The organism is Rheinheimera mangrovi, assembly GCF_003990335.1.
Classification (GTDB): Bacteria; Pseudomonadota; Gammaproteobacteria; order Enterobacterales; family Alteromonadaceae; genus Pararheinheimera; species Pararheinheimera mangrovi.
In genome coordinates this window covers 2,710,735-2,728,556 of the sequence record NZ_CP034683.1, presented here as the reverse complement: position 1 = coordinate 2,728,556, position 17,822 = coordinate 2,710,735, and the positions used below count along the sequence as shown (strand labels likewise).

Here is a 17,822-nt window from a genome sequence, read left to right as displayed (position 1 = left end):
TGCTCTTACAGATTTTTTCAAAGATTACAGGGTGAAACTGCGAGGTAACCTGTATTGCTGGTCACCTCGCTGTGGATTCGTTAGTTTTTTTCTAACTTATCAGATACTTGCTGAAACAAATGGCTTACATCAGTGGTAGGTGCGGCGGTAAGCAAACTGACCAGCCAGGTGACCAAAGCAGAGACAAAAACGCCTGGGATCATGGCATAAAGGAAATCATTGAGCTGTTTTCCTTCAATTTGGTAAGGACTGTAAGCCCAAAACAGCACTGTTAAAGCGCCGGCTGCGATGCCTGCTAAGGCTCCCCAATGATTCATGCGTTTCCAGTACAAGCTCATTAGCACCACTGGGCCAAAGGCTGCACCAAAACCCGCCCAGGCGTTTGCTACTAAACCTAAAATGGAACTGCTGCTGTCCAGTGCCAGCAGAATAGCGATAAGAGCAACAACAAAAACTGAAGCACGACCAACTAAAACCTGCAGGCTGTCAGTCGCATTTTTATGTAGAAAAGTTTTGAAAAAATCTTGAGTTAGAGCGCTGGATGTCACCAACAACTGGGACGATATGGTACTCATAATTGCAGCCAGAATGGCCGCCAGTAACAAACCTCCGACAAAAGGATGAAACAGTACTTGTGACAACAGAATAAAAATAGTCTCAGGATCATCAATAGGGGTTTGTGTCTGGTGGGTGTAAGCAATACCAACAAAACCTATCGCCATTGCGCCTATCAGAGAGATGATCATCCAGGACATACCAATGCGGCGAGCCATTTTGAAGTCGCTGACAGAACGTATTGCCATAAAACGCACAATGATGTGCGGCTGGCCAAAATAACCTAAGCCCCATGCCAATAATGAAATAATGCCCAGTACACTGGTGCCTGTGAACAAGTCCAAATGCTTAGGATTAAGCTGCTCTATGATTGTGAACATTTGCGTCGGTTGGTCCAAGGCTCCAAAAGCGACAATAGGGACCATCACCAAGGCTACAAACATAATGATGCCCTGTACAAAATCCGTTCTGCTGACGGCTAAAAAACCACCCAGCAGGGTATAGGCAATAACAACACTGGCAGTAAGAAACAGGCCCAGCTGGTAATCAAGTCCAAACACAGATTCAAATAATTTGCCACCAGCAACCATACCTGACGAGGTATAGAGGGTGAAAAACACTACGATAACCAGAGCAGAAACCAAGCGTAATAATCGACTTGGATCGGCAAAGCGGTTTTCAAGATAGTCGGGCAGAGTGATTGAGTCTTTTGCCAGCTCAGTGTAAACCCGGAAACGTGGCGCCAGCAGTATGTAGTTCAGGTAAGCACCTATAACCAAACCTACACCTATCCATATTTGTGAAATACCAGCGGCGTACATAGCGCCTGGTACACCCATAAGTAACCAGCCACTCATATCAGAAGCACCAGCGGATAACGCTGTAACTCCTGGGCCAAGTTTACGACCACCTAACATATAGTCGGATAAATTGTCGCTGGACTGACGATAGGCATACAAGCCAATTGCCAACATAGAAAGAAAATAAATACCTAAAGCTAAAATGGTGCCGGTGGCCACAGTGATTCCCCTGAACTGTTATTTTTTTAGTTATAAAGTTGCGGCATGCTATCAAGAAGTCTGGCGCAACAGCCAGTGTTTTTAGTCAGATAAACAAGGCTATGCTGCCAACACCTGCCAGAGGTGTTGGCGTTTTACAGAGAGTGCGGTTCTGATCACAAACTTTTTACTCTGGATACAATTCTGGCAGAGCATTTTTATTGTCGGGCTTTTCCAGCGATAGCTTTGACCAACAAATCCACAAGGTTTTACCTTGCCAATTTTGCTGCTCTTTTTGATACAGCTGCTGGTTCAGGAGCTGTAGTTGCTCTGCAAAGGCGTTGTCCTCGCACCAAATGGCTAATTCGCTCAATGAGGCAGGGGCCTTACCAAACTGTTGCTGCGCCCATAGCATCAGCCATTGCCTTGCAGCTGTAGCATTATTACTATGACAAGCTTGTTGTAGTTTTTTAGGATTTGCTTTTGCGACTCCTGAACTATGTGCAGTCATTTTTGCGGCCACAGCCCTTGTGGGTCTGAACCAAAGTAGTAAACCGACAGAAGATAACCAGAGTAAACTAAGCACTGAACTGGTGTAGTTCCACTGCCAGGGGTTGAGCTCTGAAGTTTGTGTTAGTGAACTTTGTACGGGGGGCACAACAACCGCAGTTGCACTTTGCTGCGGCAGTTCAGGGTTAACCTCTACTGTTAAACGCTTTTCCGGTAAGGTTGCATAATTCACTGAATTGGTTTTTTTGTTCCACCAGGGCAGTTTCACTTCAGGCAATACCAGCTCACCTGCTTTATTAGCAACCACGGCCATGCTGAACACTTTTTGTGATACTAGCGTGCCATTGCGTTCTGCTTGTTTGGCATGAGGTTGTTCTTTATAAAGTTTTACACCCTCAGGAGCATCAAGAGCTAGATCGGGTAACTGATGTTCAGCCACATCCAGCGCTGTGATGGTAATAGTGCGGGTGACAGGCTCGCCTTGAGTGAGCTTATCGCTGGCCGGGCTCCATTCTTCATTCAGGCTGACTAAATCCGCGATCAACCAGTCACCCGGGAAATTATCAGGTTTGGCTGCAACTTCAATACTTAGGTCATTCGCAGTGGCACTGACAGCTTTGGTTTGGGCAAAATAATCATAACGGCCTGAGTTTCTGTCGAGCATTTCGCCACTGAGTGTTGAACCAGGCAACAAAAAAGTGCCACTACGCTCAGGAATAAGCCGATACTTACGGGTAAAGGTGCGGTAGCGCTCGCCATTTACCAGCTCGGTGCCTTCTTTGTCTTTGCCCAATTGTTCTATGCTCAGACCATCTACTTTAGGTTCACTCAATGAGCCCCGCTGTAAATCACCCTGGAAAAAGATCTTCACCTCCAGATAGGCGAGTTGTTGCACATAAAGCTGCGTGCTATCCAGACTACTTTGTAAAAACAGCTGAGCGTCATTTGCGGTTTGTGATTGCGCTGAACCTTCTACCACCTCGACTTCGATAGCTGTGGAGCTGATGCCTTCAATCTCAAAAGCCGGAATGCGAAAAGTGCCGCTGCGTTTTGCTTTAAGCAGCAGGCGCCAACTGGTGGTGCGACTGGCCTTGCCGTTGACGATTTGCATTTGCTGGCCGAGCGAAGGGCCCTGCACTATAAAATCTTTGTCCAGTACCGAGAAATCAGGCTGATAAGCCACCTGATCGTCCGCAACCAGCTCAAGTACCGCAGTTTCACCCAATAACAATGGGTTTTTATCTAAAGATACTTTTAATTCAGTCAAAGCCCAAACCGGACTGCTCACTATTAGAAACAGGCATAACCACTGCTTTACCATTCTTCGACAACTCCGGCTGGTGGTTGATCATAACGACGTTTTTGATATTCAATCGCCATCTTGCGACGTAATAACAAAGAGGGATCATCTTGTACTTTGCGTAATAAATTATCCAGCTGCTGACTTTGCTCAGCGTTTGCATTAGGCCAGGCTTCGGAAATTGCCTTTTGCTGCTGGGATTCTTTTGTATCTTTGTGTTCTTCTGTCTGTTCAGCGAGCTGTTGCTGTTCTTGTTGTTTTTGCTGTTGCTCTGTCTGGCTTGGTTGCTGGTCTTTTTGTGAAGCAGCATCATTGCCTTGCTCAGCAGACTGCTGTTCTGATGACTGCTGTGAGGATTGCTCTTTTGACTGCTGTTTTGATTCGGAGCCTTCACCTTCCTCACCAGACTGGTCAGCGGATTGCTGATCTTGCTGCTGGTCCTGTTGTTCGCCTTTACCTTTTTGCTGTTGCTGTTGCTGTTGCTGCTGTTCCAGCGCTTTTTTCACAGCATCCATATTCTGTTGGGCTTTATCAAGCTGTGGGTTTTTTGCCAGCGCTTGCTGATAGGCTTCTATTGCATCCTGATATTTTTTTTGCCGTGCCAGGCTATTACCCAGGTTGTAAAGAGAATCGGCTGTATCCAATTGGCGATAAGACTGCTCTGCAGCGGCATAATCTTCTGCTCTATAAGCCGCATTACCTTTCCATAACGGGTCATCAAAATTCTGCCAGGCGCTCGGGTAATCCCCTTGCTGATAAGACGCTTGCGCTTTTTGTTGTTGCGTCTGCCAGAGGTCACTCCACTCGAAAGCTTCAGCCTTTTGCATAAAAAGTACCAATACAAAGATGGTCAGTGCACCACGTTTATGCAGCCACAAAGCTAAGGGCAGCAACAACCACACCAGATAAACTGCATTGTCCTGCCATTGATCACCAAATAGTTTTTGCTGCTCGGCGCTGTCGGCTTTTTTCTCCAGAGGTTTTAACGCCAGCAGTGCTTCGACATCATTATCTTCAGAGCCTGCCACAGCAAAGACACCGCTTCGCAACTCCGCTAGCTGCTGTAACTGCGCCAGAGGGACGCGGGGCAACACTATAGAGCCCTGGTTATCTTTCAACAGTTCGCCATTGCTTAAACGCACCGGCGCACCTTGGGTGCTACCAAAAGCTAACACAGATAATCGGTGGGGCCAGTTATCCATCAGCTCACGCAGACGGGGATAATCAGATGAAGCAAAGCCGTCGGTAAACAGCACCACATCGCCCTGCACATAACCGCCTTGTTTAAGCAGTTGATCGGCAAGTAGCAAGGCGGCCTCAAGGTTAGAACCTTGCACCGGCATAATATCCGGACTTAATTCAGGCAACAGCAGCCGGACGTTATTGTGATCCTGAGTTAAAGGCGAAATAACAAAAGCATCGCCGGCAAAACTGACCAACGCTAATTCACCTTCTTTTATACCATCAATATAATCCAGTGCTTTAAAGCGCGCCTGAGTAAAGCGGTCTGGTGATAAGTCTGTAGCACGCATCGACATCGACATATCCATCAGAATTACAGTGGCTTTTTTCAGTTGAAACACAGGCTGCGGTAACCGCTGCCAACTCGGGCCTGCCAGAGCTATCACACTAAGCAGCCAGATAATCAACACAAGCCATAACAGCGGTTTTTGCTTTTGTGTAGCCGGAACAGTGAGTAACTCTTTTTGCAGATGCGGTGCTATCCAGTGTTGCCATGCACTTTGCGGTTGGCGCAGTTTGGCGAACAGACCCCAAATCAACAATGTCGGCAGCAGTAACCAGAAATACTCTGGTCTTAACCAATGAAAATCAGCCCACATGTTTTATTCTCCCTGACCATCTGACCTGGCCTAAGGCAAGTAATACAGAACAAAAAAAAGCAGCCAATAAAGGCCAGTGTAAAAGGCTTTGTTGAGGGCGGTAGCTGATTTGGTCGCGCTCAATCGGCTCTAACTGATCCAGCAGCTTATAAATTTGTGCCAGTTCAGCCAAATCACGGGCACGGAAATACTTGCCGCCGGTTTCCTCAGCAATGCGGGTCAGTAATACTTCATCTAAATCCTGAGAAGGGTTAATCAGCTGGCGGCCAAAAATGCTTTGTTGCACCATTTGTTCGGCTCCAACACCTACGGTATACACTTTGACTCCGGCGGCCTTGGCCAGCTGCAAGGCTTCTGTTGGCTGGATCACGCCAGCAGTATTGGCTCCATCACTCAATAAAATCAGTACTTTGTTGGACGTTTCATAAGCATTCAGACGTTTAACGGCCAGACCTATAGCTTCACCTATGGCGGTACGTTCACCGACTAAACCACGCACAGCTTCATCCAGCATGGTTTGAATGGTGGTTAAGTCATAAGTTAAAGGCGTTTGCTGATAAGCGGCGTCGCCAAATAAAATCAGACCAATACGATCGCCTTTACGCTGTTGGATGAAGTTACTGACCACCAGTTTTACCGCTTGCAACCTGTTGATGCTTTGCCCCTGATGCTGCATATCGCTGATATCCATAGAACCGGATAAATCCAGTGCCAACATCAGATCGCGGCCTTGTTGCGGCAAGGTGACGGTTTCACCTAGCCATTTGGGTTGCGTAGCGGCGAGCACCAAAAAGCACCAGCACAGCAGCGCCATTACCGTTTTGACAGAGCGGGGCGCTTTACTGACTAAAGCTGATCCCTGACTACTAGCCTGGATCAAGGCTTTGTGTTTGAGTGGACTACCTTGTTGCTGAGTTTTACGTCGTAGCAACAAAGGCAGAGGTAATAAAATAAACAACCAGGGATAGCTAAATTCAAACATCAAAGCCGCTCCAGCTGTTTGACAGAAACCTTATTCAGCCACTGGGACGCAAACTGCAGGTAAGCACTAAAATCGGTTTGCTCAGACTGCTGCTGGTACAACAGTTTTTGTAAGTCAGGCAAAGCATGCTGTGGCATTTGCTGCTGCAAAAAGTCCTGCCATTGTTTCACCGGCGCAGATAAAACCGGATGTCGTGGGCTGTAGTAACTCACCAGACGTTTTAGCAGTTCATTCAGTTCAGCACTCTGATCTGGCTCTTTAATCAATCGAAATTCTGCTTTGGCCTGACGTAATGGCAAGGCTTTTTGCCATTTTTTCCAGAAAAAACGAAAGCTGTAGGCGAGCAATAAAATCAGCAGTACAGCAAGCAACCACCAGCCCGGAGCCGGTGGCCAGAAGGTGTTTAGTACAGGCTCCTGAATATCAGCTAAAGCCAGTTGGGGTTCAGTGTTCGCCATCAGGCCAACTCCTGTTTAATTGTTCAATCAAAGGCAAAGCAGCACTGATTTCTAAATAGCGACAGTTGAGCTTTTTTAAATTCAATTGCAAGGCTTGTTGCCACTGGAGTTGCTGCTGCTTATAACTGTCTTTTAACACAGAGGACCCTAAATCCAGTGTTTTCAGTTCAACACCATCTGTTACCGCAGCTAAACCTGATGCGGATAATGGCAGCTGCAAATCCAATGGATCAGTGATATGCACACAACGAATTTCATTATGCTGGCGCATCGCCTGTATGTGGCGCAAGCCTTGTGAGTCAAGCGCGCTGAAATCTGAGATCACAAAAATAAGTGCACCAGGGCGGGCTAAACGCCGCATTAAACCTAAAGCATGGTTAATGCTGGACTCTGCAGCCATGCCTTGGTTTTGCTGAATTTTAATCAGTGCATTGAGGTAGCGTAACACCGCCTGACTGCGTGCTGCAGGTTTAAGCTCCAGCAATTGCTGTTCACTGAATACCAGACCTCCGAGTTTGTCGCCGGTTTCACGCACATGCCAAGCCAATAATGCGGCTAAATGTGCAGCCTGCACAGACTTAAGCAGCAGTTTTGTGCCAAATCGCATCGACTCGGACATATCGGTCAGGATAAACACCGGCCGTTCTTTTTCTTCGCGAAATAGCTTAGTGTGTACTTTGCCAGTGCGGGCTGTGACACGCCAGTCGATGGTTCGCACGTCATCACCGGGTTGGTAATGCCGAACCTCATCAAACTCCATACCACGGCCCTTACTGCGGGCCAGATAACTGCCTGCCAGCTTACTTTGAATGGCCATTTTGGGGGCTAAATCCAACAAAGCATGATGGCGCTGATAGGCCAGCAGTTGCGGTAAATCCAAATGGATACCGTCTGTAGCCAGTTGTTCAAGCTGAAGTTGTGTGTTCATCAATAACAAATCAGGCAACCGGAACCAGTTTTAAAATCTCTCTGAGCACATCATCTGTGCTTAAGCCCTGAGCTTCGGCGTCGTAAGTTAAAATCAGACGATGGCGTAACACATTAAAAAATACCGCCTGAATATCGTCTGGTGTAACAAAATCACGGCCGTCCAACCAGGCTTTAGCCCGGGCGCAACGCTCCAGCGCAATACTAGCGCGTGGGCTGGCGCCATAGGCTATCCATTTCGCCAGTTGCTCACTATAGGCTTTGGCATTGCGGGTTGCCATCACCAACTGCACTATGTAGTTCTCCAGGCTTTCGGCCATATGCAGTTTTAAAATATCCTGACGGGCGGCAAAAATATCGGCCTGACTGATAGGGCTTAATTTGGCTTTTTCATGAGATAAGGCTTCGCCCCGGGTTAAACGTAAAATAGCCAGTTCAGTGGCTGCGTCCGGGTAATCCACTTTCAGATGTAATAAAAATCGGTCTAACTGAGCTTCAGGTAAAGGATAAGTACCTTCCTGTTCCAGCGGGTTTTGTGTCGCCATGACTAAAAACAGTTCAGGCAAGGCATAAGTTTTGCGCCCTACGGTAATTTGTTTTTCCGCCATGGCTTCTAATAAAGCCGACTGCACTTTAGCTGGTGCGCGGTTTATTTCATCCGCAAGAATAATATGGTGAAACAAAGGGCCTGCCTGAAATTCAAACTGACCTGTTTCTGGACGATAGATATCTGTGCCTGTTAAATCGGCTGGTAATAAGTCGGGAGTAAACTGAATGCGATGAAAACGCCCTTCAACACCATGGGCCAAAGCATTGACTGCCCTGGTTTTGGCTAAACCCGGTGGGCCTTCCACCAACAAATGGCCATTGGCCAATAAAGCCAACAAAATACCTTCCGTCAGCGCATGCTGACCTAAGACCTGACCGTCCAGATAATCTTTTAACGCGGAGAATGCCTTTACCATAATACTCACTACTGTTTCTAAGTTGTTATTGTCGTCAGCTATTGTTGTTTATTTTCCAAGCAGTTAGCTCTAAAAAAAGCTAGGCTAAGACCACTTGCTTTTATATAAGGTTCAACACCTTTTAAAACAAGTGTTTTAATTTGCCTGATCTCTGGTTACAATCGAATTGTCTACAGGTCAGACCTGTCACGGTAAACACAGAAAGAGGACTTTTATGGCCGCGCCAATACAACTTACCACACGTCAGGGAGACCGTATCGCCATAGTGCGTGGTCTGCGTACTCCATTTGCTAAACAAGCAACCGAATTCCATGGCGTTTCAGCGCTTGAGCTGGGCAAGCTGGTGGTCAACGAACTGCTGATCCGTAGCGAATTGTCGCCCAAGTTAATAGATCAATTGGTTTTTGGTCAAGTTGTTCAAATGCCGGAAGCGCCAAACATTGCTCGTGAAATCGTATTAGGCACTGGCATGAATGTGCATACAGATGCCTTCAGCGTGACCCGTGCTTGCGCCACCAGCTTCCAGTCTGTGGTTAGCGTGGCTGAAAGCATGATGGCTGGTCACACTGAAATTGCTATTGCTGGCGGTGCAGATTCAAGTTCTGTATTGCCTATTGGCGTCAGCAAAAAGTTAGGCCGTGCTTTGGTCGATTTAAACAAAGCCAAAACTTTTGGTCAGAAACTGGCGATATTCCGCCGTTTAGGTTTAAAAGATTTGTTGCCAGTACCACCAGCTGTAGCTGAATACACCACAGGTTTATCTATGGGTGATACGGCCGAACAGATGGCTAAAACTCATGGGATCAGCCGTGCCGATCAAGATGCGATGGCGCACCGTTCACATAGCCTTGCTGCACAAGCCTGGAAAGATGGTCTGTTAAAAGACGAAGTGATGGCTGCTCATATTGAGCCTTACAAAACCTTCCTTGAAATCGACAACAATATCCGGATGGATTCGAAGCTGGAGTCGTACAGCAAATTAAAACCTGTGTTCGACCGTCAGTTTGGTTCTGTCACCGCTGCCACCAGTACGCCTTTAACGGATGGCGCTTCTGCTGTGCTGATGATGACGGAAAGCCGCGCTAAAGCCATGGGCTATGAAGTGTTGGGTTATATCCGAAGCTATGCGTTCGCCGCTATCGATGTCTGGGAAGATATGCTGATGGGTCCTTCTTATGCGACGCCTATCGCTTTAGACCGTGCTGGTTTGAAGTTATCTGACTTAACCCTGATTGAAATGCACGAAGCTTTTGCTGCTCAGGCGCTGGCCAATATGAAAATGTTTGGTAGCAAAACTTTTGCTGAACAAAAACTGGGCCGAGCTGAAGCCATAGGTGACATTGATATGGCGAAATTTAACGTGATAGGTGGCTCTTTAGCTTACGGCCATCCTTTTGCCGCTACAGGCACTCGTTTAATTACTCAGACCTTAAATGAATTAAAACGCCGTGGTGGTGGTATAGGTTTAACCACGGCTTGTGCTGCCGGTGGTTTAGGTGCAGCTATGATCCTGGAGACTGAATAATGAGCCAGCCGACTCTTGATTCAAAGCCAACTTTTAGCTTAAGCATTCGCCCTGATCAGATTGGTGTAATCAGCATGGACGTAGCGGGCGAGAGCATGAATGTGCTCAAAGCCGCATTTGCTGATGAGATCAAATCTCTGCTTGGCGAAATTAAAAACAACAAAGACATCAAAGGTTTAGTTATTATCAGCGGCAAGCCGGATTCCTTTATCGCCGGTGCTGATATTTCTATGCTGGATGGCTGCACTACAGCTCAGCAAGCCGAAGACATAGGTCGTATGGGCCAACTGGTATTTAATCAGCTTGAAGCTTTATCTATTCCCTTAGTGGCAGCTATTCATGGCCCTTGTTTAGGCGGTGGTTTAGAGCTGGCTTTAGCCTGTCATGCCCGGGTTGCGACAACAGACAACAAAACCGTTTTGGGTTTACCTGAAGTGCAACTGGGTTTATTGCCAGGAAGCGGTGGCACTCAGCGTTTACCTCGTCTGGTCGGTATTCAAAAAGCTTTGGATATGATTTTAACCGGCAAGCAGTTGCGTGCTGCTCAAGCAAAAAAGATCGGTTTAGTCGATGCTGTGGTCCCGAAAAGTATTCTGCTGGAAGCCGCTGTACAATTGGCGCTAAAAGGCAAACCAGCTGCACGGGAAGTGAAACTGAACTTTGTCGGTAAAGTGCTGGAAAAAACACCTTTTGGCCGCGCTATTGTGTTCAGCCAGGCTGAAAAACAAACCTTAGCCAAAACTCAGGGTAACTATCCTGCACCGCTGAAGATCCTCAAAGCTATTAAAGCTGGTGTGGACGGTGGTTTTAATAAAGGTCTGGATGTGGAAGCCAAAGCTTTTGGTGAGCTCTGCATGACCAATGAGTCCAAAGCTTTACGTTCGCTATTTTTTGCCACCACTCAAATGAAAAAAGAGACTGGGGCAGGCGATGTTCAACCCCGTAAAGTGCACAAAGCCGCTATTTTAGGTGGTGGTTTGATGGGCGGTGGTATCGCCAACGTGACAGCCACTAAAGCCGGCGTGCCGGTACGGATTAAAGACATCAGCCAGCAGGGTATTTCCAATGCGATGAAATACAGCTACAGCTTGCTGGAGAAAAAGCTGCGTAAGCGATTTGTCACTAAAACTGAAGTGCAAAAACAAATGTCTTTGCTGACTGGTACGACTGACTACAGCGGTTTCCACGATGTGGATTTAGTAGTCGAAGCTGTGTTTGAAGATTTAAATTTAAAGCAGCAGATGGTCGCTGATATCGAAGCCAATTGCTCAGAGCATACAGTCTTTGCCAGTAATACCAGTTCATTGCCTATAGGTCAGATTGCAGCCAAAGCAGCGCGCCCTGAAAATGTGATTGGTCTGCATTATTTCTCTCCTGTGGATAAAATGCCGCTGGTTGAAGTGATAGCCCATGAAAAGACGTCGGCTGAAACCATTGCAACTACTGTGGCTTTTGCCCGCAAACAGGGTAAAACGCCCATAGTAGTGAAAGACGGCGCAGGTTTTTATGTGAACCGTATACTGGCGCTTTATATGAATGAAGCGGCTAATATACTGCTTGAAGGCGAACCAGTTGAAGCGCTGGATAAAGCGCTGGTGAAGTTTGGTTTCCCTGTGGGTCCTATTACTTTACTGGATGAAGTAGGTATAGATGTAGGCGCCAAAATATCGCCCATACTGCTGCATGAATTGGGGGAGCGTTTTGCCGCTCCTGCTGCTTTTGATCGTTTATTGGCGGATGGCCGTAAAGGTCGCAAGACTGAAAAAGGTTTTTACCTGTACGGCGCCAAAGCCAAAGGCAAAAAGCAGGTCGATGCTTCAGTTTATGCAGTGCTGGGCTTAAACCCTGCGGCAAAACTCAGTGGCGATCAAATAGCGCTGCGCTGCGTGGTGCAAATGCTGAACGAAGCAGTACGCTGCTTAGAAGAGGGCATTATCAGCAGCGCTCGAGACGGTGATATAGGCGCCATCTTCGGTATCGGCTTCCCGCCGTTCTTAGGCGGCCCGTTCCGCTATATCGATCAGATGGGTGCCACAACTCTGGTAGCGCATCTGCGTAGCTTTGAGAGTCGTTTTGGCGCACGTTTTGCACCTAGCAAGCTGTTGCTGGAAAAAGCAGAACAAAACACGACTTTTTATTAAGCTCTATTTTGACTTTAAAAAGGCTTCTACCTGTTAGAAGCCTTTTTTGTTTGTGTAATGCTGTCATTTTGATTTTGTGTTGTTTTGTTACATCTTATTCGTCGCATAAGTACGCTCCTGCTGTAGTTGTGAAATACAGGTTGTGTTAACGTTTTGTTGTTTTTAACCAACAAATCTATGCACAAAACAGAGAGAGAAACATGCCCAATCCGGTCCGAATCCTTGGTTATGGAGTTGCTATGCTGACCAGTCTGCATCTTATGGCAGCAATGCCTTCATCTGCTCCCGTAGCGCCAGTAAAACCTTATCTAGTGAAGTCAGAACATGGCGACAGACAAGACCCCTATTATTGGTTGCGGGACGATAAAAGGCAGGCACCTGACGTATTGGCGTACCTGAATGCTGAAAATCAGTATTACCAGCAGTATGCCGATCACTATAAAACCCTGAGTAAAACTCTGGCCGATGAAATTATTGGCCGGGTGAAGCAAGATGACAGTACAGTGCCAGTGAGCAAAGGCGATTATTCTTACTATACCCGCTACGAGCAAGGCAAAGAGTACCCGATTTATGCGCGTAAACCCAAAGCAGGTGGCGCCGAGCAGGTGATGCTGAATGTCAATGAATTGGCCAAAGGCAAGGACTTTTATCAGATAGGTAACTATCAGGTCAGCCCTGATCAACAGTTGCTGGCTTATGCAGAAGATACAACAGGTCGTCGCAACTACAGTATCAAAGTACGAGATCTGCGCACTGGTAAAGATCTAACGACAACCATTACCGGCGCTGAAGCCTCTATCGCCTGGTCGGCTGATAACAGTCAGCTGTTTTATATTGAAAAAGACCCGCAAACTTTATTAGGCACCAAAGTTCGTCGTCATACGCTTGGACAAGCAGTCGACAAAGATGAAGTGCTGTACGAAGAAAAAGACAGCAGTTTTTATATGGGCGTGGGTAACAGTGCAGATGACAAGTTTGTGGTGATTTGGCTTGGCAGCACAGTATCCAATGAAATGCGGGTGCTGAAATCTGGTGATAAACAAGGCAAATTTACCGCTATAGCACCACGTCAACGCGACTTTAAATACGAAGTGGAACATATAGACAACCGCTGGGTGATTATGACCGACTGGGATGCGCCAAACTATCGCCTGATGACGGTGAAGGACGACCAGATTGGGGATCGCAGTCGCTGGCAACCCTTGCTTGCGCATAACCCCGATGTGTTTATTGAATCGTTCCAGCTCTTTACCGACTATCTGGTGATTAACGAGCGCAGCAATGGTCTGGATAGGGTGCGTTTGATGCCATGGTCTGATTTAAGCAAAGCCCAGCATGTAGAATCAGATGAAGCCGCGTATGTAGCAAAAGCCGACAATAACCCAGAGCAAAACAGTCTGTGGTTACGTTACAGCTATACCTCCTTGACGACTCCACCTTCCGTTTATGAAATGCATATGAACACAGGTGAAAAGCGTTTATTGAAACAACAGCAAGTCTTAGGTGGTTTTGATAAAAACAATTATCAGACAGAACGGGTTTGGGCCAAGGCCAAAGACGGGACTCAAATTCCTGTCAGTCTGCTGTATAAAAAAGGTCTGAAAAAAGACGGCACTGCACCTTTGTATCAATATGCCTATGGCTCTTACGGTATCTCCAGTTCACCCTCTTTCCGTAGCACTGTCTTGTCTTTAGTGGACCGTGGTTTTGTGTATGCCATAGCCCATATTCGCGGTGGTCAGGAAATGGGCCGTAGCTGGTATGAAAACGGCAAACTGCTGAAAAAGGTCAATACCTTCACCGACTTTATCGATGTGACTGATTATCTGGTGGCGCAAAAATACGCTGCGAAAGATAAAGTCTTTGCGATGGGAGGCAGTGCAGGTGGTTTGCTAATGGGTGCTATTGCCAATATGGCTCCGGATAAATACCGTGGCCTGGTTGCTCATGTGCCTTTTGTTGATGTAGTCACCACTATGCTGGACGAGTCCATTCCGCTGACCACTAATGAGTTTGACGAATGGGGTAATCCAAAACAAAAAGCCTATTACGACTATATGTTGTCGTATTCACCTTATGATCAGGTGAAAAAGCAGGCCTATCCAGCCATGTTAGTCACTACCGGCTTGCATGACTCGCAGGTGCAGTATTTTGAACCAGCGAAATGGGTGGCTAAGCTGCGTACCGTCAAAACCGATCAGCAGCCTTTATTGTTCCGCACCAATATGGAAGCGGGTCATGGCGGCAAATCAGGGCGTTTTTCGCGCATGATTGAAATTGCCGACGAATACGCTTTTATTTTGTCGTTGTTGCCAGCGACACCCGCTTCTTAAGCTAAAATCCAACACTCTAAAGCTGTAAAAATAGCGGCGCTGCATCTGTGATGTGCGCCGTTTTTTCTTTTTTTGCGCCATGCTTCAGACTTTCGTCGCATCTGTCGGTATTTTTCGCTGTCAGTTGTTTCTTTGTCTGGTATAGTGCGGCGGTTTTTTAAGCAGAGTTACTAAGCAGGAGTTCAGTGTGGTTTTTATCCTGAGTCTTTTATGTCTGAGCAGTGTCAGTGTCTATATTGCGGCTTTACGTGCTGGAATGGCGGCTAAACGCTGGGCTTTGGCGGCATTCTGTTTAGGACCTTTAGTGCTTCCTCTGTTTCATAATCATAAAAGATTAACGTTACGCCGTGCTTTTGGTCGTTTTTCTAATTTCTTTTAACACTGATCCTGCCTCTAGCACCCGACGTATCAAAATTTGCAATTTGGACGGATTAAAAGGGTTATTCGTCAACCAGTTGCGATTGTTTTCTGAACAAAATGCGGCTTCTGTGGCATTCCAAAATCATTTCTTTTGACAAAGCAAAATTTTTGTTTGACGAGTCTGATTTTGTTTACCATACTGCGCACAGTTTGATTCGGATAGCTGTAGATACAACAAAATTAGAGGAAAAAAGTGATGCAGCAAAGTTTTGTCGCTAATCGTCGCTTTTTCGATGACCAGAATTTCCCTAAGGGATTCACCAGGTCCGGGCGCTTTACTCTGGCAGAGGGTAATCTGCTGGAAAAACATGGCAACGCCATGCAGGAACTGGAAGCAGGCTCACGCCAGCCAGTCAATGAAGAAGAACAACGTTTTATCGCTGTTTGCAAAGGTGAACAGGAAGCCGCCAGCCAGTATGAAAAGGTTTGGTTGAAGTACAAGCAACGTTTGCAGGAAAAACGCAAATTCCATACCGTGTTCGGTAAGAAGCGTATTGCAGATGGTGGCGAAGACTTCTCTTTTGTAGATAACGACGCAGATTAAAAAGTAGTACTCTGAAAAGAGGGTTAGTAGAGATCCGGTGCTTAGCACTCGATCTTTACTAACCCTTTTTTTATATTGTGTTATTAATGATCTACAGCCTAAAGATCAAAGCCTTTTTAACCAGGTACAGCCGTCAGTTTTGGTTTTTGTTGTTTCTGTTGTTTTAAGAACAAACCAAAATCATGGGCAGACAAGGGCTTACTGTAGAAATAACCCTGAATAATCTCACAGCGCAGCTGTTTCAGCTGTTGCAGCTGCTCAGCTTGCTCCACCCCTTCTGCGACCACTGTCAGGTTCAGGTTGTGCGCTATGGTCACTATGGTATCCACCATATTGCGGCCACGGGCTGTATTCATATCGTCGATGAAGGCTTTGTCGATTTTCAGTGTATTGAGCGGAAACTGTTTTAAATACGCCAAAGAGGAGTAGCCGGTACCAAAGTCGTCCATCGCCAGATGAATACCCCGGGCTCGTAGCTTCTTCATGGTATCTATCGCCAGAGTGGGCGATTGCATCACTGTGCCTTCGGTGATCTCCAGCTCCAGGTGATAAGAGGGCAGTTCAGAGCGCTGCAGAATGTCGTCTATCTGCTCACATAAAAACGGCAGCATAAACTGCTTGGCTGATAAGTTGACGGCAACGCGGCCATGAAACAGGCCCATATCTATCCAACGCTTGACGTCTTCGCAAGTTTTTTGCAAAACCACTTCACCAATTTCAAGAATTTGGCCTGTTTCTTCCGCCACCGGAATAAAAGAGGCCGGACTGATTAAGCCTTTTTTCGGTGTGATAAATCGCACCAAAGCTTCCATACCCACCAGCTGGCCTGTAACTATGTCCATCTTTGGCTGATAAAAAACCGTGAAGTAGTCTTCTTTTAAGCCATGACGGATCAGGTTTTCTACCTGCAAGCGTTTAACCGCCAGCTTGTTCATGGAGTCATTAAAAAACAGGTAACGGTTGGCGCCTTCATGTTTGGCATGATACATGGCTGTATCTGCGTTTCTTAGCAGAGCCTGCGGGTCGTGGCCATCTTCCGGATACAACACTATGCCAATACTGCTGGTGATGGCCAATTCGTGTTGTTCAATAAAAAAAGGCAGGTTAATTTGCTTTAGCAGGTCTTTGCCCAAGCTGGTGATGCTGTGGATATCATTGGTATTTTCCAGCACCACAGCAAACTCGTCACCGCCTAAACGGTATAACTTAGCTTTAAAACGGGTGAAATGGCTTAAACGTTCGGACAGTTTGCATAACAAGGTGTCGCCGAGTTCATGTCCCAGAGAGTCATTAATTTTTTTGAAGTTGTCTAAATCGAATACCAGAAGTGCGTGCTCTACCTGCTCACGCACCAGCTGCGTTAAGTGACTGGAAAAACGAGCTCTGTTTGGTAAGCCGGTTAAGGTATCAGTATCGGCCAGACGATTAAGCTCAGCTTCGCGTTTTTTCCGCTCGCTGATATCGGAGATCACACCAACAAACTGCTGCACTTGCCCCAGCTCGTCTTTAATCACATCAAAACTCAATTCGGCCTGATAGAGCTCACCATTATGTCTTTTATCTTCAATTTCTCCTGCCCAATAGCCCTGCTCTAATAACGCCTGACGTATTTCATGTAAAAAGCGGGCAGGGTAGAGGGAAAGTTCAAACACGCTATGCAACACAGATTCACGGCTTTTGCCCGTCATGCTGACAAAAGCCGGATTGACTTCTAATAAGGCAAAATGAGTGTCACACACCATCACTGCATCGGAGATATTGTCCAGACAGCGGGCAAATAAGCTTAAGCGCTCTTCGGTTTCTTTTAATTGTTGAATATTTTTTAAGGTGCCAGTCATGCGAATAGCCTGACCTTGTTCATTCAGCTGCACCACTTTACCGCGATCCAGCACCCAGACCCACTGGCCGTTAGCCGCTTTAATGCGATAACTGGCTTCAAATATAGGGGTCATGCCATGCATATGCTGTTGCAGCGAACTGGTCACTCTTTCTACATCCTGTGGATGGATTTCAGAGCGATTCGGCGGGAACTGTTGACTGTCTTCCGGTTTTTCCAGAGGTTGATGCCAGGAGCTGGAACGGTACAATTGACCAGCTTGCATATCCCAGTCCCATAATTCATCGCCACTGCCCCATAAGGACAAACGTAAACGCTCTTCACTTTGTTCCAATTTGGATTGATAGCGTCGCATCCGCACTATGCTCAAATGCGCCAGTGTCAGAGCGACGATAGAAAGGGCGGAGATGATGGTGAGCACATAAGGCTGCAATTGCTCCCAGCCCGTGGCAAACACAGGCAAAGGAACAAGCATCACCAAGCTTA

At 46.7% G+C, this 17,822-nt stretch carries 13 protein-coding genes; 5 read left to right on the top strand and 8 right to left on the bottom strand.

All coding sequences use genetic code 11. From position 1 onward, the window contains the following. Positions 1 to 80: 80 nt before the first annotated feature. From putP to EK374_RS12140, 7 genes are all read right to left on the bottom strand, one after another. Positions 81 to 1,574, bottom strand: a complete 1,494-nt coding sequence (gene putP / locus EK374_RS12170; RefSeq protein WP_127023869.1) for a sodium/proline symporter PutP — start codon at positions 1,572 to 1,574, stop codon at positions 81 to 83. A 166-nt stretch (positions 1,575 to 1,740) separates the two neighbouring features. Continuing rightward, positions 1,741 to 3,384 (bottom strand): BatD family protein, encoded by a 1,644-nt coding sequence (locus EK374_RS12165; protein WP_127023866.1) that lies wholly within the window; start codon positions 3,382 to 3,384, stop codon positions 1,741 to 1,743. After that, entirely contained in the window at positions 3,378 to 5,204 is a 1,827-nt protein-coding gene (locus EK374_RS12160; protein WP_127023863.1) for a VWA domain-containing protein, read from the bottom strand. The genes EK374_RS12165 and EK374_RS12160 overlap by 7 nt, the downstream gene beginning before the upstream one ends. Next, on the bottom strand, positions 5,194 to 6,186 hold the full coding sequence (locus EK374_RS12155; RefSeq protein WP_127023860.1) for a vWA domain-containing protein: 993 nt from the start codon (positions 6,184 to 6,186) through the stop codon (positions 5,194 to 5,196). Before EK374_RS12155 ends, EK374_RS12160 begins: the two co-directional genes overlap by 11 nt. Continuing rightward, the gene (locus EK374_RS12150) at positions 6,186 to 6,644 is read right to left on the bottom strand and encodes a DUF4381 domain-containing protein (RefSeq protein ID WP_127023857.1); all 459 of its coding nucleotides are present in this window, start codon (positions 6,642 to 6,644) and stop codon (positions 6,186 to 6,188) included. The genes EK374_RS12155 and EK374_RS12150 overlap by 1 nt, the downstream gene beginning before the upstream one ends. Continuing rightward, positions 6,631 to 7,572: a DUF58 domain-containing protein gene (locus EK374_RS12145; RefSeq protein WP_127023854.1), complete on the bottom strand. Its 942-nt coding sequence runs from the start codon at positions 7,570 to 7,572 to the stop codon at positions 6,631 to 6,633. The genes EK374_RS12150 and EK374_RS12145 overlap by 14 nt, the downstream gene beginning before the upstream one ends. A gap of 10 nt (positions 7,573 to 7,582) precedes the next feature. Next, positions 7,583 to 8,536 (bottom strand): AAA family ATPase, encoded by a 954-nt coding sequence (locus EK374_RS12140; protein ID WP_127026531.1) that lies wholly within the window; start codon positions 8,534 to 8,536, stop codon positions 7,583 to 7,585. A 214-nt stretch (positions 8,537 to 8,750) separates the two neighbouring features. Between EK374_RS12140 and fadI the strand changes: the two genes are divergently transcribed. The 5 genes from fadI to maoP all read left to right on the top strand — a co-directional run bounded on the left by fadI (position 8,751) and on the right by maoP (position 15,499). After that, on the top strand, positions 8,751 to 10,061 hold the full coding sequence (gene fadI, locus EK374_RS12135) for an acetyl-CoA C-acyltransferase FadI (RefSeq protein ID WP_127023851.1): 1,311 nt from the start codon (positions 8,751 to 8,753) through the stop codon (positions 10,059 to 10,061). After that, positions 10,061 to 12,202, top strand: coding sequence for a fatty acid oxidation complex subunit alpha FadJ (gene fadJ, locus EK374_RS12130; RefSeq protein ID WP_127023848.1), 2,142 nt, complete (start codon positions 10,061 to 10,063; stop codon positions 12,200 to 12,202). Before fadI ends, fadJ begins: the two co-directional genes overlap by 1 nt. 239 nt (positions 12,203 to 12,441) lie before the next feature. Then, the gene (locus tag EK374_RS12125; protein WP_127023845.1) at positions 12,442 to 14,535 is read left to right on the top strand and encodes a S9 family peptidase; all 2,094 of its coding nucleotides are present in this window, start codon (positions 12,442 to 12,444) and stop codon (positions 14,533 to 14,535) included. 187 nt (positions 14,536 to 14,722) lie between these two features. Further along, positions 14,723 to 14,914, top strand: a complete 192-nt coding sequence (locus EK374_RS12120) for a hypothetical protein (protein ID WP_127023842.1) — start codon at positions 14,723 to 14,725, stop codon at positions 14,912 to 14,914. A gap of 237 nt (positions 14,915 to 15,151) precedes the next feature. Beyond that, a complete protein-coding gene (maoP, locus tag EK374_RS12115) occupies positions 15,152 to 15,499 on the top strand; it encodes a DUF413 domain-containing protein (protein WP_127023839.1) in 348 nt (115 codons plus the stop codon). A 116-nt stretch (positions 15,500 to 15,615) separates the two neighbouring features. Here maoP and EK374_RS12110 read toward each other — a convergent pair whose 3' ends face one another. After that, positions 15,616 to 17,811, bottom strand: a complete 2,196-nt coding sequence (locus tag EK374_RS12110; protein ID WP_233280399.1) for a putative bifunctional diguanylate cyclase/phosphodiesterase — start codon at positions 17,809 to 17,811, stop codon at positions 15,616 to 15,618. Positions 17,812 to 17,822: the final 11 nt, after the last annotated feature.